This is a genomic window from Microbacterium sp. (assembly GCF_031988965.1).
Classification (GTDB): Bacteria; Actinomycetota; Actinomycetes; order Actinomycetales; family Microbacteriaceae; genus Microbacterium.
Window position 1 is genome coordinate 30,349 of record NZ_DALZXX010000005.1, and the last position, 15,359, is coordinate 45,707.

Annotated in this window: 13 protein-coding genes and 2 tRNA genes; 12 read left to right on the forward strand and 3 right to left on the reverse strand. The window is 66.2% G+C overall.

Translation table 11 applies throughout. The features are described from left to right. Positions 1-85: 85 nt before the first annotated feature. Positions 86-223 (reverse strand): 50S ribosomal protein L34, encoded by a 138-nt coding sequence (gene rpmH, locus RTM68_RS03145; protein WP_022889115.1) that lies wholly within the window; start codon positions 221-223, stop codon positions 86-88. A 319-nt stretch (positions 224-542) separates the two neighbouring features. Between rpmH and dnaA the strand changes: the two genes are divergently transcribed. From dnaA to RTM68_RS03180, 7 genes are all read left to right on the forward strand, one after another. Continuing rightward, complete coding sequence (gene dnaA / locus RTM68_RS03150) at positions 543-1,934, forward strand: chromosomal replication initiator protein DnaA (RefSeq protein WP_312168152.1); 1,392 nt, start codon at positions 543-545, stop codon at positions 1,932-1,934. 496 nt (positions 1,935-2,430) lie between these two features. Then, positions 2,431-3,573 carry a DNA polymerase III subunit beta gene (gene dnaN / locus RTM68_RS03155; RefSeq protein WP_194764379.1) on the forward strand — a complete coding sequence of 381 codons (1,143 nt, stop codon included), beginning with the start codon at positions 2,431-2,433 and terminating at the stop codon, positions 3,571-3,573. A 63-nt stretch (positions 3,574-3,636) separates the two neighbouring features. Then, positions 3,637-4,908, forward strand: coding sequence for a DNA replication/repair protein RecF (recF, locus tag RTM68_RS03160; RefSeq protein ID WP_312168155.1), 1,272 nt, complete (start codon positions 3,637-3,639; stop codon positions 4,906-4,908). Then, on the forward strand, positions 4,901-5,404 hold the full coding sequence (locus RTM68_RS03165; RefSeq protein WP_312168156.1) for a DciA family protein: 504 nt from the start codon (positions 4,901-4,903) through the stop codon (positions 5,402-5,404). The genes recF and RTM68_RS03165 overlap by 8 nt, the downstream gene beginning before the upstream one ends. A gap of 118 nt (positions 5,405-5,522) precedes the next feature. Beyond that, on the forward strand, positions 5,523-7,604 hold the full coding sequence (gene gyrB, locus RTM68_RS03170; protein ID WP_194764382.1) for a DNA topoisomerase (ATP-hydrolyzing) subunit B: 2,082 nt from the start codon (positions 5,523-5,525) through the stop codon (positions 7,602-7,604). Positions 7,605-7,699: 95 nt separating this feature from the next. Then, positions 7,700-10,267 (forward strand): DNA gyrase subunit A, encoded by a 2,568-nt coding sequence (gene gyrA / locus RTM68_RS03175; protein WP_194764383.1) that lies wholly within the window; start codon positions 7,700-7,702, stop codon positions 10,265-10,267. Then, the gene (locus tag RTM68_RS03180; protein WP_312168162.1) at positions 10,264-10,668 is read left to right on the forward strand and encodes a DUF3566 domain-containing protein; all 405 of its coding nucleotides are present in this window, start codon (positions 10,264-10,266) and stop codon (positions 10,666-10,668) included. Before gyrA ends, RTM68_RS03180 begins: the two co-directional genes overlap by 4 nt. A gap of 72 nt (positions 10,669-10,740) precedes the next feature. Here RTM68_RS03180 and RTM68_RS03185 read toward each other — a convergent pair whose 3' ends face one another. Beyond that, positions 10,741-11,451 (reverse strand): VIT family protein, encoded by a 711-nt coding sequence (locus tag RTM68_RS03185; protein WP_312168163.1) that lies wholly within the window; start codon positions 11,449-11,451, stop codon positions 10,741-10,743. Between the two features lie 139 nt (positions 11,452-11,590). Between RTM68_RS03185 and RTM68_RS03190 the strand changes: the two genes are divergently transcribed. The 5 genes from RTM68_RS03190 (at position 11,591) to RTM68_RS03210 (ending at position 14,734) form a co-directional block, all read left to right on the forward strand. Continuing rightward, positions 11,591-12,859: a histidine kinase gene (locus RTM68_RS03190; RefSeq protein ID WP_312168165.1), complete on the forward strand. Its 1,269-nt coding sequence runs from the start codon at positions 11,591-11,593 to the stop codon at positions 12,857-12,859. Further along, on the forward strand, positions 12,847-13,533 hold the full coding sequence (locus RTM68_RS03195; RefSeq protein ID WP_312168168.1) for a response regulator transcription factor: 687 nt from the start codon (positions 12,847-12,849) through the stop codon (positions 13,531-13,533). The genes RTM68_RS03190 and RTM68_RS03195 overlap by 13 nt, the downstream gene beginning before the upstream one ends. Then, positions 13,530-14,477 (forward strand): hypothetical protein, encoded by a 948-nt coding sequence (locus tag RTM68_RS03200; RefSeq protein WP_312168170.1) that lies wholly within the window; start codon positions 13,530-13,532, stop codon positions 14,475-14,477. The genes RTM68_RS03195 and RTM68_RS03200 overlap by 4 nt, the downstream gene beginning before the upstream one ends. An 84-nt stretch (positions 14,478-14,561) precedes the next feature. Continuing rightward, positions 14,562-14,635, forward strand: a tRNA-Ile gene (locus tag RTM68_RS03205). 26 nt (positions 14,636-14,661) lie between these two features. Continuing rightward, positions 14,662-14,734: transfer RNA gene (locus RTM68_RS03210), tRNA-Ala, on the forward strand. Positions 14,735-14,805: 71 nt separating this feature from the next. Here the strand turns inward: RTM68_RS03210 and RTM68_RS03215 are convergent. After that, positions 14,806-15,090: a hypothetical protein gene (locus RTM68_RS03215; RefSeq protein WP_312168172.1), complete on the reverse strand. Its 285-nt coding sequence runs from the start codon at positions 15,088-15,090 to the stop codon at positions 14,806-14,808. Between the last annotated feature and the right edge of the window lie 269 nt (positions 15,091-15,359).

The window sequence follows — 15,359 nt, forward strand, 5'->3', positions numbered from 1 at the left end:
CCCCGCCACAACGTGTCCCACGTCGAACGACCAGTCGATAGTCGCTGCCGCGGGTCAGGCGATACGGGCGGGCGAGCACAGCGGTTTACGCGGAGAGCTCGGTGCGGCCCTTCGCGCGGCGAGCCGACAGGATCGCGCGGCCGGCGCGGGTGCGCATGCGAAGACGGAAACCGTGCTTCTTGGCACGACGACGGTTGTTGGGCTGGAAGGTGCGCTTGCTCATGAAATCACTCCGGGGAAAGCTGCCACCGGGATCATTTTGACCGGAGACATAGGGATCTGCCATTCAGGCATAAGTCAACCGATTAAGGGTACGTCCTGACGGCGCACAGAGCAAATCTGCGCGCTGGGACATCGGACCTCCTGCACGATCCGCACAGCCATTATCCACAACCTGCGGCCTGCACGTATGCGCAACACGCGCGCGGATTTCCCGGGGCAGGTTGCCGATCACAGCCGCGATGACTACCGTGGCATCCGAAGTTATCCACAGGGAGACGCCCGTCGCCGAACCCTCCCCGATCCCCCAGCTCCGGAGCGTCATGTCCTCACCAGCCCAGCCCGACGTCCCGATCTGGACCACGGTGCAGGAGCTGCTCGAAGCCGACGACCGCGTGACTCCCCAGCTCCAGGGTTTCCTGAGTCTGGCGGTCCCCGCCGGAGTCATGGCCGCGACTCTCTATCTCGAGGTGCCGAACGACCTCACCGCAGCGCAGATCAACAAGAGACTCCGACTGCCGATCATGGAGGCTCTTTCGCACATCGGCGACGAGGTCACGTCGTACCGGGTGGTGGTGAACCACGAGCTCGCCGAGCAGCCGACCGCGCCGATCGCCGTCGCGGACTTCGGGCGGCAGGAGAACATCCGCATCGAGTCGCCCATGGAGCAGCCCACTCCGATGCGGCACGAGTCGCGGCTCAACCCGAAGTACACCTTCGACAACTTCGTGATCGGCCAGTCCAACCGCTTCGCGCACGCAGCCGCGGTCGCCGTGGCCGAAGCGCCGGCCAAGGCCTACAACCCGCTCTTCATCTACGGGGACTCCGGGCTCGGCAAGACCCACCTCCTGCACGCGATCGGCGATTACGCACAGTCCCTCTATGCGGGAGTGAAGGTGCGGTACGTCTCGAGCGAGGAGTTCACGAACGACTTCATCAACTCGATCGCGAACAACCGCGGCGCCGCATTCCAGGCCCGGTATCGCGACGTCGACATCCTTCTCATCGACGACATCCAGTTCCTTCAGGGTCGTGCCGAGACGCAGGAAGCCTTCTTCCACACCTTCAACACGCTGCACGACCACAACAAGCAGGTCGTCATCACCAGCGATGTGGCCCCGAAGCACCTGACCGGCTTCGAAGACCGCATGCGCAGCCGGTTCGAGTGGGGCCTCATCACCGATGTGCAGGCGCCCGACCTCGAGACGCGCATCGCGATCCTCCGCAAGAAGGCGCAGAGCGAGGCGCTCCACATCCCCGACGAGGTGCTCGAGTACATCGCCACGGTGGTCTCCTCGAACATCCGCGAGCTCGAAGGCGCCCTGATCCGGGTGTCCGCGTTCGCGAGCCTGAACCGTTCCGCCCTCGACATCTCCCTCGCCCAGACCGTGCTGCGCGACATCATCGACACGGCAGAGGACAACATCATCTCGCCGACCGACATCATCACGGCGACGGCGCAGTACTTCAAGCTCACGGTCGACGACCTGTACGGCTCGAGTCGTTCGCAGCAGATCGCGACATCACGACAGATCGCCATGTATCTGTGCCGTGAGCGCACGAGCCTCTCTCTGCCCAAGATCGGTCAGCTGTTCGGAAACCGCGATCACACGACCGTCATGTACGCGTACAAGAAGATCAGCGAACTCATGAAGGAACGCCGTTCGATCTACAACCAGGTGACCGAGATCACCACGCAGCTCGGTCGTCGCTGAACGAGCACCGCGACTCCGAAAAGGGGGTCACAGCATCCGAGAGGACGCTGTGACCCCCTTCGCGTGCGTGCGACGCGCCGTGTGAAGAACGGATCGATGCCACTTTGCACATGTGGATAACTTGTGGATGGATGGGGATGAGCTCGGGACGAACATGGGAGAAATCGTCGATCCTGTGGATAACTACGACATGCTCCCGATCGCATCGGATGCTCCCCACCCGCGTAATCCTCAGGGATTCCACAAGTGACAACCGTGTAGTTCCCTACTCGCGTCTGCTTTCCACCGAGTTATCCACAGTATCCACAGCTGTTAACACCGTTAAGGAGTTAATCCAATCCAGGGGCGATCCGATCACCAGACGGTGTGGAAACCCGACCGGTCCCCGGGAATCACATCCGCGTAGGGATCCGTGTGACTCTGGGGCTAGCATGGGAAGCCCTGCACCGGCAGGGACGATGACGACGCGTCTCAGAACGACGACAAGGGAGCACCCGTGAGGTTTCAGGTCAACCGCGATGTCTTCAGCGAGGCTGTGTCCTTCGTCGTCAAGCTGCTTCCGCAGCGCAATCCTCAGCCGATCCTGGCCGGAGTGCTGATCGAGGCCGACGGTTCCGGACTCACGCTCTCGGCATTCGACTACGAGGCGTCGGCTCGCACGACCATCGAGGCCACGGTCGAGGATCCGGGCACGATCCTCGTGCACGGTCGACTGCTCTCCGACATCGCCAGCCGGCTCCCGAACGCTCCGATCGAGATCGCCGTCGAAGACGACGGAAGCATCTCGGTCACCTGCGGATCGGCACGCTTCACCCTGGCCGCCATGCCGGTCGAGGAATATCCCTCGATCCCCGAGGTCTCGGGGTCCTCCGGAGTCGTCCCCGCCGATGACTTCGGCACCGCGATCGCGCAGGTCGGATTCGCCGCATCGCGCGACGACGTGACCCCGGTGCTCACCGGTGTACAGCTCGAGGTCTCCGGTCAGAGCCTCAGCCTGGTCGCGACCGACCGCTACCGCGTGTCGCTGCGCGACGTCCCGTGGGACGGGGAGGCCGTCGAAGCCACGGCACTCGTCCCCGCACGCACCCTGCTCGAGGTCGGAAAGACCTTCGGACACGCCGGCACGATCCAGATCGCGTTCTCGGGTGCCGGTGATCGCGAGATCATCGCCTTCACCGCCGGGAACAAGACCGTCACGTCGCTGCTCATCAAGGGGAACTTCCCCCCGGTCCGCCGCCTGTTCCCGGAGCAGACCGACCACTACGCGGTCGTCAACACCGCCGACCTCGTCGAGGCGGTGCGTCGTGTGTCGCTCGTCCTCGACCGGGCCGCTCCGCTGCGGTTCACGTTCGCCAGCGACGGGGTGACGATGGATGCATCCGGCAGCGAGCATGCCCGTGCCTCCGAGTCGGTGGATGCGATCCTGTCGGGTGGTGACGAGGTGACTCTCGGTCTCAACCCGCAGTACCTCATCGAGGCACTCGGTGCGGTCAAGAGCGAATTCGTGCGCGTGACGTTCACCTCGAGCGACAACGCCAACAAGCTCAGCCCCGTGCTCATCACGAGCCAGACCTCGGTCGACCAGGCGGGACTCGACTCGTTCAAGTACCTGCTGCAGCCGAACCTGCTGCTTCGCTGACCCGGCACGAGCGGGCAGACGCCCGCGAATCCGAGTGTCAGAGGCCGAAGGTAGGCTGACAGCGTGATTGTGGAGCACCTGAGTCTGGTCGATTTCCGCAATTATGCGACCGCCGAACTCACCCTGCACCGCGGCCCGAACGTTCTCGTCGGTCGCAACGGTCAGGGCAAGACGAATCTCGCGGAAGCAGTGGTCTTCCTCGCGACACTGGGCTCTCACCGTGTGTCCTCCGATGCACCGCTCGTACGCGACGGTCAGGAGTACGCGATCATCCGCGCCCGGCTCTCGCACGGCGAACGCCGAGTGCTCGTCGAGGTCCAGCTCAACAAACAGGGCGCCAACAAGGCACGCATCAACGGGTCTCCCTCCAAGATCAATGAACTGCCGCGCTATGCGCATGTCGTGCTCTTCGCCCCCGAAGATCTGCAGATCGTCCGAGGCGATCCCTCGTCCCGTCGTCGGTTCGTCGACCAGCTGCTGATCCAGCGCACGCCGCGCATGGCATCGGTGCTCGGCGACTACGACCGTGTACTCAAGCAGCGCAACGCCCTGCTCAAGTCCGCTCGCGCTCGCGGGATCAAGGGTGAGGGACTCAGCACCCTCGACGTCTGGGACGACAAGCTCGTCTCGCTCGGCGCCGAGATCATCAACGCCCGCCAGCGCCTCGCGGCAGATCTGCAGCAGCCGGTCGCCGAGGCCTATGCCGCGATCGCCGGTGAGGATCATCGTCCGCAGCTGGAATGGGCGCTGTCGGTGCGCGGCGCAGATCCTGAAGACGGCGAATCCGCTCCGATCGACACCGACGGGGTGCTGAGCACGGCGCAGTGCGCCGAGATGTTCCACGCGGCCCTGCTCGCGAAGCGGCCGAACGAGCTCGAGCGCGGTCTCACCCTCACCGGTCCGCATCGCGACGACCTCGTGCTGAGGGTTCGCGACCTTCCGGTGAAGGGCTATGCGTCACATGGAGAATCGTGGTCCGTGGCGCTGGCGCTCCGACTCGCCTCCGCCGAGCTCCTGCGCAGCGAGTCGCCCGCGGGCGATCCGGTGCTCATCCTCGACGACGTGTTCGCCGAGCTCGATGCCGATCGTCGCCAGCGGCTCGCCGCGGTGACCGCCGGCTACGAGCAGGTGGTGGTCACCGCCGCGGTGGAGGAGGATATCCCCGAGGTGCTGCATGCACACGTCGTCAGGATCGCCGCCGGCACGATCAGCGACGACCGCGAGCCCCAGTCGCCACAGGGACCGACGGATGCGCGGGGCGCGGAACCCGTGGATGCGGCGACAGCACCCGAGACGACGAGCCCGGCGAGCGAGAAGGACGAGACAGATGACTGACATCGCTCCGGTTCCCGCCGCGGAAACCCCGGAGACCGTGGCGACCTATCTGCGTCTGCGCGGACTGCAGCCCAGCTCGAAGAACTGGAAGCGGAAGCGCCGTGTCGTGGTCGACGACGACAACGCGCCCTTCACGCCCGGTCGCGATCCGGGCACGCTGGGCGCGGTTCTCGACAGGCTGACCCGCGATGCGGGGTGGGAGACGACCCTCGCCCGTGAAGACCTCGTGCGCCAATGGGCCGACCTCGCGGGAGCGGACACCGCGAAGCACTCCGAACCGGTGTCTCTCGAGCGCGGTGTGCTCACGGTGAAGTGCGATTCGACGGCCTGGGCCAAGAACCTGCAGTTCATGCGAGGCACGATCCTGACCGAGATCGGACGCCGCTATCCGTCGGCCGGCGTCGAAAATCTTCGCTTCATCGGACCGGACGTACCCTCGTGGAAATGGGGTCCCAGAGTCGTTCCAGGGCGGGGTCCACGCGATACCTACGGGTAGGACACCACGCAAGGGGTCCGACACGCTCAGAGGCCCACAGGTGGCCGCTGAGCCGCATCTCGCCACGAAAGACCGCTAGACTGGGAGTTCGTGATATCGATGTGGAGAATGCTCTCTGATGACGCCTGAATCCCCCGCTGACGAGACGGAATCGACCAACGGAGACCCCTCGACGGTCGCCGACTCCGGATCGTCGGCACCCGCACCCAAGGCGAAGCAGCCGGGCGAGTACGGTGCCGACTCGATCCAGATCCTCGAAGGCCTCGAAGCCGTCCGGAAGCGCCCCGGAATGTACATCGGATCCACCGGTCCGCGCGGTCTGCACCACCTGGTCTACGAGATCGTCGACAACTCGGTCGATGAGGCCCTCGCCGGCTACGCCGACACGATCCTGGTGACGCTGCTCGAAGACGGCGGCGTCCGCGTCGTCGACAACGGTCGCGGCATCCCCGTCGATCCGCACTCGTCCGACCCGACGAAGTCGACCGTCGAGGTCGTCCTCACGATCCTGCATGCCGGCGGAAAGTTCGGCGGCGGAGCCTATGCCGTCTCGGGCGGTCTGCACGGTGTCGGTTCGTCGGTCGTGAATGCGCTGTCGACCCGGTTCGACGTCGAGGTCAGGCAGAAGGGCTTCGTCTGGCGGCACAGCTTCGCGGACGGCGGAGTTCCGCAGCAGCAGCTCGAGAAGGGCGAGGCGGCCGACACCACCGGCACGACCATCACCTTCTGGCCGGACGGCGAGATCTTCCAGGAGACGCTCGAGTTCGATTACGACACCCTGCGCACGCGCTTCCAGCAGATGGCCTTCCTCAACAAGGGCCTGCGCATCGAGCTCGCCGACGAACGCCCCTCCTCGGCCTACGAGATCGAGGAGAACGGCCAGGCGATCGTCAAGCAGCCCGGCGACGTCTTCTACTACGAGCGCGGTCTCGTCGACTACGTCGAGTATCTGAACAAGGTGCGCCACGCCGAGGTCGTCAACGACGAGATCATCGCGTTCGAGTCCGAGGACACCGAGCGCAAGATCTCGCTCGAGGTCGCGATGCAGTGGACCACCTCGTACACCGAGAACGTCTTCACCTACGCGAACACGATCAACACGCACGAGGGCGGGACCCACGAAGAGGGCTTCCGCGCCGCGCTCACGACGCTGGTCAACAAGTACGCGCGTGCGAACAACCTGCTCAAGGAGAAGGACGACAACCTCTCGGGCGACGACGTCCGCGAGGGACTCACCGCGGTCATCTCGATCAAGCTCGGCGAGCCCCAGTTCGAGGGTCAGACCAAGACCAAGCTCGGCAACACCGAGGCCAAGGCTTTCGTGCAGAAGGTCGTGGGCGATCAGCTCGGAGACTGGTTCGACCGCAACCCGAACCAGGCCAAGAACGTGATCCGCAAGGCGATCGATGCGGCGACCGCGCGTCTCGCGGCCCGCAAGGCGCGTGAGACGGCTCGTCGTAAGAGCGTCTTCGAATCGGCGGCGATGCCCGACAAGCTCAAGGACTGCACCAGCAAGGACCCGTCGATCAGCGAGATCTTCCTCGTCGAGGGTGACTCGGCAGGCGGCTCGGCGGTGCAGGGTCGCGACCCGCACACCCAGGCGATCCTCGCCCTGCGAGGCAAGATCCTCAACGTCGAGCGCGCGCGTCTCGACAAGGCCCTGGGCAACAAAGAGGTCCAGGCGATGATCCAGGCCTTCGGCACGGGCATCGGCGAAGAGTTCGACATCGAGAAGGCGCGCTATCACAAGATCGTGCTGATGGCGGATGCCGACGTCGACGGCCAGCACATCACGACGCTGCTGCTGACGCTGCTCTTCCGCTACATGCGCGGGCTCATCGAGGCCGGTTTCGTGTATCTCGCGATGCCGCCGCTCTACCGCCTCAAGTGGACCAACTCCGCTCACGAGTACGTGTTCAGCGATGCCGAGCGCGATGCTCTGCTGAAGCACGGGCTCGACAACGGCAAGCGGATCCCGAAGGATGCCGGAATCCAGCGCTACAAGGGTCTCGGTGAGATGAACCCGAAGGAGCTGTGGGAGACCACGATGGATCACACCACCCGCACCCTCCGCCAGATCACGATCGAGGACGCCGCAGCGGCCGACGAGATCTTCAGCGTGCTGATGGGTGAGGACGTCGAGTCCCGACGCAGCTTCATCCAGCGCAATGCCAAGGACGTCCGCTTCCTCGACATCTGACACAGGCGAGCGCAGCGAGCGACCCTGGTCGTTGAGCGAGCGAAGCGAGTCGACACGTCGCGAGCCGCTCTCGGAAACCAACGAAGAGAAGACACATGACTGACGAAGAACGCCCCGACATCACCGAGGGCCACGACCACGGCAAGATCGATCAGGTCGATCTGCAGTCCGAGATGCAGCGCAGCTATCTCGACTACGCGATGGCCGTGATCGTCGGCCGTGCGCTCCCCGACGTCCGCGACGGGCTCAAGCCCGTGCACCGGCGCGTGCTGTACGGCATGTACGACGGCGGGTTCCGCCCCGACAAGTCGTTCTCGAAGTGCGCCCGTGTGGTGGGCGAGGTCATGGGCCAGTACCACCCGCACGGCGACTCGGCGATCTACGACGCCCTCGTCCGTCTGGTGCAGCCGTGGTCGCTCCGGTATCCGCTGGCGCTCGGCCAGGGCAACTTCGGCTCCCCCGGCAACATGGGCGCCGCCGCTCCCCGATACACCGAGACCAAGATGGCTCCGCTCGCGCTCGAGATGGTGCGGGACATCGAAGAGGACACGGTCGACTTCCAGGACAACTACGACGGCCAGACCCAGGAGCCGACGGTCCTGCCCGCGCGATTCCCGAACCTGCTCGTCAACGGGTCGGTCGGCATCGCGGTCGGAATGGCGACCAACATCCCTCCGCACAACCTTCGTGAGGTGTCGGCTGCGGCCCTGTGGGCGCTCGACAACCCGGGTCTCCCCCGCGAGGAACTGCTCGAGGGACTCATCCAGCGCATCCCCGGGCCGGACTTCCCGACCGGCGCGCAGATCCTCGGCACCAAGGGCGTGCAGGAGGCGTACCGGACCGGTCGCGGTTCGATCACCATGCGCGCGGTCGTGAACGTCGAGGAGATCCAGGGTCGTACTTGCCTCGTCGTGACCGAGCTGCCGTACCAGGTGAACCCCGACAACGTCGCCGTGAAGATCGGCGACCTCGCCCGTGACGGCAAGATCACCGGCATCGCCGACATCCGCGACGAGTCGTCCGACCGCACGGGTCAGCGTCTCGTCGTCGTGCTCAAGCGCGACGCGGTCGCCAAGGTCGTGCTGAACAACCTGTACAAGCACACCCAGCTGCAGGAGAACTTCGGCGCGAACATGCTCGCGATCGTCGACGGCGTGCCCCGCACCCTCGCGATCGACGGCTTCGTGACGAACTGGATCACCCACCAGCTCGAGGTCATCGTCCGCCGCACGCAGTTCCGCCTCGCCAAGGCCGAGCGACGCATGCACATCCTGCGCGGCTACCTCAAGGCACTGGATGCTCTCGACGAGGTCATCGCGCTGATCCGACGCTCCGCGACGGTCGAGGATGCTCGTGAGGGACTCAAGAAGCTCCTCGACATCGATGACGACCAGGCGCAGGCCATCCTCGACATGCAGCTGCGCCGCCTTGCGGCACTCGAGCGGCAGAAGATCCTCGACGAGGCGGCCGAGCTCGAGAGGCTCATCGCCGAGTACAACGCGATCCTCGCCGACGAGGGCCTGCAGCGCGGCATCATCCGCGATGAGCTCACCGGGATCGTCGACCGCTTCGGCGACGAGCGTCGCACGCACATCCTGCACGGATTCGACGGCGACGTGTCGATGGAAGACCTCATCGCCGAGGAGGAGATGGTCGTCACCATCACGCGTGCCGGCTACATCAAGCGCACGCGCAGCGACAACTACCGGTCGCAGCACCGTGGCGGCAAGGGCATCAAGGGCGCTCAGCTGCGCGCGGACGACATCGTCGAGCACTTCTTCGTGACGACCACGCATCACTGGCTGCTGTTCTTCACCGACAAGGGTCGCGTCTACCGGGCGAAGACCTACGAGGTCCCCGAGGCCGGTCGCGATGCGAAGGGCACGCACGTCGCCAACCTGCTCGCGCTCCAGCCCGATGAGAACATCGCCCAGGTGCTCGACATCCGCGACTATGAGGTGGCCGACTACCTCGTGCTCGCGACGCGCGACGGCCTCGTGAAGAAGACGAGCCTCGCCAGCTACGACACCAACCGTCAGGGCGGCGTCATCGCGATCCGTCTGAACGACGAGGACGAGCTCGTCTCGGCTCTGATGGTCAACGCCGAGGACGACATCCTGCTGATCAGCCGCAAGGGCATGTCGGTGCGGTTCAGCGCGACCGATGAGGCTCTGCGCCCGATGGGCCGCGCGACCGCCGGCGTCAAGGGAATGAAGTTCCGCGAGGGCGACAGTCTGCTGTCGGCATCCGTCGCAGCCATCGGTCAGTACGTGTTCGTCGTGACCGACGGCGGCTATGCGAAGCGCACCGCGATCGAGGAATATCGCGTCCAGGGACGTGGTGGATTCGGCATCAAGGTCGCCAAGCTGCACGACGACCGGGGCACTCTCGCGGGTGGTCTGATGGTCTCGGAGGACGACGAGGTCTTGGTGGTTCTCTCCAGCGGCAAGGTGGTACGCTCTGCCGTGGCCGAGGTGCCCGCCAAGGGCCGCGACACCATGGGAGTGGTGTTCGCACGGACGACGGAAGCCGACCGGATCCTCGCCATCGCCCGCAACGGTGAGCGGGGCCTCACCGAGGACGACGCGTCGGGTGAGGCGGAGGCGGAGTCCTCCACCACCTCCCCCGAGACGACCGAGAACCCTGAGGAAGCAGACGCATGAGCACGGTAGCCGACAAGCTGGCGAAGAAGTCCACGCGTAAGACCGGAGGCAAGCAGGTCCGCCTGCGCCTCGTCTACGTCGATTTCTGGTCCGCAGTGAAGCTCTCTTTCCTGGGAGCTGTCGCGCTCGCGATCGTCACCATGGTGTCGTTCTTCCTGATCTACCTCGTGCTGCAGGCGACCGGCGTCCTCAACCAGGCAGACGAGTTCGTCGGCACGATCACGAGTGACTCGGTGCGGATCTCGGAGCTGGCGGGTCTTCCCCAGGTGATGGCCTTCGCGGCCGTCGTCTCGATCCTCAATCTGATCGTCTTCACGGTGCTCGGCGCGGTCGTCGCCGGCATCTACAACGTCGCGGTGAAGGTGACGGGCGGGCTCCTGGTCGGGTTCACCTCGAACTGACCGGTCGACACACAGACGCACAGAAGGGCGGATGCTTCGGCATCCGCCCTTCTCGCTGTCTGAGAGCCGGGTCTAGACGACTCCCGTCGTGCCGAGCAGTGTGCCGATCAGCCAGGTGGCGAGAAGCGCGAGGGCCCCGCCGATGACCAGTCGTATCGAGGCGCGCCCCGCCGGGGAGCCGCCGATGCGGGCCGACACCGTTCCGGTGAGTGCGAGCGCCAGGAGCACGGCCACGAACGTGACGGGAACCCTCCACTCGGGCGGCGGGAGCAGAATGGCGAGAAGCGGCAGCAGCGCGCCGAGAGTGAAGGCCACCGCGGACGACAGCGCCGCATGCCAGGGATTCACCAGATCGTCCTGATCGATGCCGAGCTCGACCTCGAGATGGGCTGCGAGGGCGTCGTGGGCCGTGAGCTCCTGCGCGACCCGACGCGCTGTCTCCTCACTGAGACCGCGTTCGCGGTAGAGGCCGGTGAGCTCCGCCAGCTCGGCCTCGGGCATGGTCTGCAGCTCGGTGCGCTCCTTGGCGATCAGCGCCCGCTCGCTGTCGCGCTGGCTGCTCACCGAGACGTACTCGCCGAGAGCCATCGAGATGGCCCCGCCCACGAGTCCCGCGAGGCCCGCGGTCAGCAGTGCGGCGTTGTCGGTGGTCGCACCGGCGACACCGACCAGCAGCGACGCGACGGACACGATGCCGTCGTTCGCCCCGAGCACCCCGGCGCGCAGCCAGTTGAGTCGTTGTCCGAGCCCCGAGCCGTGCGGTTCACCCTCATGTGCGGTCATGCGCTCAGTGAATCAGAACGGCTGCCACCGCGCTCCCCCTGCACTGTCACGCGCGACACCGGCGCGGTAGGGAAAACCCGAATCAGGGTGTCGGGATGCCTCGGTGTCGGCGTGATCCGTGCCGCCGTACCTTGGAGACATGACGACACAGACTGCCACGCCACCACCGGCGACGGCCACGAAGCCGCCGCTGCGCATCGTGCTCACGATCCTGCATCTGGCGGGCATCGGAGTCATCGGTGGATTCATCTTCGCGACTCTCTCGGGACTCCTCGGTACGGGGCTCGGACTGCTCTTCGCCGCCGGCGTCGGGGTCGTGCTCCTCGTCGGCCTCGTCTACGCGCTCTTCGGCGTGGGCTGGTTCGAGGTCGCTCGGGTCGGCGCGCTCTACAAGACACCGATCGCGCCCCTGCGGTGGCGTCCGCGCGACCGCCCGGGATTCGTCGGGTGGCTCAGGGCGCTCGGACGACAGGCGATCGACGGCCGCATGTGGAGGGCACTGGCGAACTTCGCCATCACGGCCGTCCTCGGCTGGATCGTGCTGCGGCTGGCCTGGGGCGTGGTGTGGTCGATCGTGATCTGCTTCGCTCCCCTGGCGGGCACCGACAGCGTGATCGGACCCTTCGGCGGTGGGGGGATCGACGCCACCTGGGCGCCGCTCATCGGCATCCTCGGGATCGCCGCCTCGATCGCCGGCATGATCGGTCTGGCACTGCTGCACCGGGTGATCTCTCTCGCCGTCGTGATCCGCAGCCGCGAGGCCGAGCTCACCGAGCGCGTGCGCACCAGCACAGCGCAGCGGGAGGGTGCGGTGCGTGCAGCCGACCTGGAGCGCACACGCATCGAGCGGGATCTGCATGACGGCGTCCAGCCGCGACTGGTGTCGGTCGGGATGACGCTGGGGCTCGCCCAGCAGAAGATCGACAACGACCCGGCCGCCGCGAAGGAGCTGATCTCCGAAGCCCACACCTCGACCAAGGCGGCGATCACCGAGCTGCGACAGCTCGCCCGGGGCATCCACGCCTCGGTACTCGACGACCGCGGACTCGACGCCGCTCTCTCTGCTCTCGCCAGCCGCTCGCACATCCCGGTGAGTCTCGACGTCCGCATGGACGGCCGCTGCAGTCGCGAGGCTGAGGCCGCGGTGTACTTCTCGATCGCCGAGTCGCTCACGAACGCCGCCAAGCACTCCCGTGCCAGCGAGACGAGGGTGACGGTGCGACTGCGCGAGGGAGGAGTGCTGTGGGCCCGTGTCGAGGACAACGGCATGGGCGGCGCCCAGGTGCAGCCCGGTGGTGGCCTCGACGGCATCGCGAACCGCATCCTCGCCGCCGGCGGAACCTTCCGTCTCGAGAGTCCGCTCGGCGGACCGACCAGCCTGGAGGTGAACGTGCCATGCGCATCCTGATCTGCGAGGACTCCGTCCTGCTGCGCGAAGGTCTCGTGCGGCTGCTGGAGGATGCCGGCCACAGCGTGGTCGCGGCACTCCCCGACATCGAGGGCCTCGACGAGGCGGTCGCCGACACCGACCCCGAGCTCTGCATCCTCGATGTGCGGCTGCCGCCGACGTTCACGGACGAGGGCATCCGCGCCGCCCTGCACCTTCGCGACACGAATCCCGCACTCCCGCTGCTCGTGCTCTCGCAGTACGTCGAGGAGCGCTACGCCTCCGACCTGATCGCGGCGCAGGGCGGCCCCCTCGGCTACCTGCTCAAGGATCGCGTGGCCGACGTCGCCGAGTTCCTCGGTTCCGTGCAGCGCATCTCCGAGGGCGCGACCGTGCTCGATCCCGAAGTCGTGGCGCAGCTGCTCACGCGGCGCAACCGCGACGACCGGATGCTGCGACTCACCGAGCGCGAGCGCACCGTGCTGGCTCTGATCGCCGAGGGGAAGTCGAACCAGGCGATCGCCGCACTGCTCTTCCTCTCGGAGGCGAGCGTCGAGAAGCACATCACCGCGATCTTCCAGAAGCTGGGCCTCGAGCAGGGCGAGTCGGGCAACCGTCGCGTCCTCGCAGCGCTGGCTCACATCGAGAACACGGGCGGCACGGCGCCGACCGGACAGACAGGAGTGGGACGATGACCACGAACGACGACTTCTCGGGCGGCCACACGCCGTACACGCCGCCCCCGGCATCCACGCCGGATGCACAGCCCGCCGACACTCATGCGACCGGGCCGGACTCGTCGACCCAGGGTCCCTCCGGTGGGGGCGGATCCTCGTCGGGAGCCAGGGCGATCATGATCGTCACCGCGATCGTGGGTGGCATCGCACTGCTCGGCTCGGGTGCCACGGCCGCCGTCGCGGCGACGGGCGGCCTCGTCGCCTCGTCGACCGAGGGCACCGACTCACTGCAGACAGAGGACGTCTCGGGACTCCAGGGCCTCGACCTCGATGTGGATGCCGGTGCGATGCGCATCGAGTTCGGCGACGTCGACGAGGCGGAGCTCTCGGTCACGAACAGCCGCGGACCCGGGTGGACGCTCGAGCGTGACGGGGACGATCTGGTCGTCCGCAGCCCGGAGTTCCGGTTCGGCTGGTGGTTCGGAAGCTGGTTCGGTGACGACGAGTCGGCGGTGCTCACCCTGCCGGAGAGCCTGCGGGATGCTGAACTCGATGCCGACCTGACTCTCGACGCGGGAAGTCTCGACGTGGCGGGTGACTTCGGTGCCCTCGACATCTCGGTGAACGCGGGAGCGCTCGACATCGAAGGCGCCGCGAGCACTCTGCGCATCGACATGAGCGCCGGTCGCGCCGATGCCGTTCTCGAGGGTGTCGACGAGGCGGACCTCAGCGTCGCGGCGGGTGACCTGAACGTCGAGCTGACCGGGCGGGCGCCCTCGCAGACGACCATCGACGTCAGCGCCGGGTCCCTCGATCTCACCGTTCCGGACGAGTCGTACTCGATCATCCAGGACGTGAGTGCGGGGTCTCTCGACGCTCGTGTCGATCAGTCCGGCGGCGCGCGGAACACGATCGAGGTCTCGCTCTCGGCGGGCAGTGCGACCATTCGCCCGGGCAACTGACGCCGGTCGAGGGCGGGGCCCGGTCAGGTCCCCGCCCTCGATTGGGATTTTGTCGAAATCTCCGGTAAAGTTCTGGAGGTTGACGGGCCCATAGCTCAGGCGGTTAGAGCGCTTCACTGATAATGAAGAGGTCCCAGGTTCAAGTCCTGGTGGGCCCACTCCTCAACTCAAGAAATTCCCTCACGGGGCCTTAGCTCAGTTGGTAGAGCGCCTGCTTTGCAAGCAGGATGTCAGGAGTTCGAATCTCCTAGGCTCCACACTGTGTTGAGACAGTTCGAGAAGGCCCCGCTTCGTGCGGGGCCTTCTCGTTTCTGCGTCTCGAGGGCGTTCAGGGGATGATCTGCTCTGAGAGCTCGTTCGTCGCAGTGTCGCAGGTCGTGATCCGCCAGACGGCCGCTCCGTCGTCCATGACCCGCGCCATCTCCACGATCAGCGGGCTCGGCCACTGCTCGCCGGACTCCATGGCGGCCAGCAGTGCGCCGGAGCCGGTGCTCTGCTCGGCCTCGGTGAGCTGCACATCGCCCGAGTAGCGGATCTCGAAGGTGCGCACGTCGACGATCGACTCCATGCCGAAGGCCGGGTCGTCCACGCGCTCGCCCCACCGGCGGAGCATCCGGTCATGGCCCCGGCCAGGCTCAGAACGATCGCCGCGACGATCACGCTCGCACTTCTCTTCATCGATTCGCCCCCTCCGGCGCCCAGAGCCTATCCGACGACCTCGACCGTGCCCCTCCTCCACAGGTGTTAACAACCCTGTTAACAACTCCGCGTCGACAGAGATGATCTCCCTGATCAGGGAAATTCATCCACAGCTGTGGATGGATCTGTTAACAACTCGGATGTCCACGCATCTTTTCCGGACCCCTGTGCATTCCCGGAGGC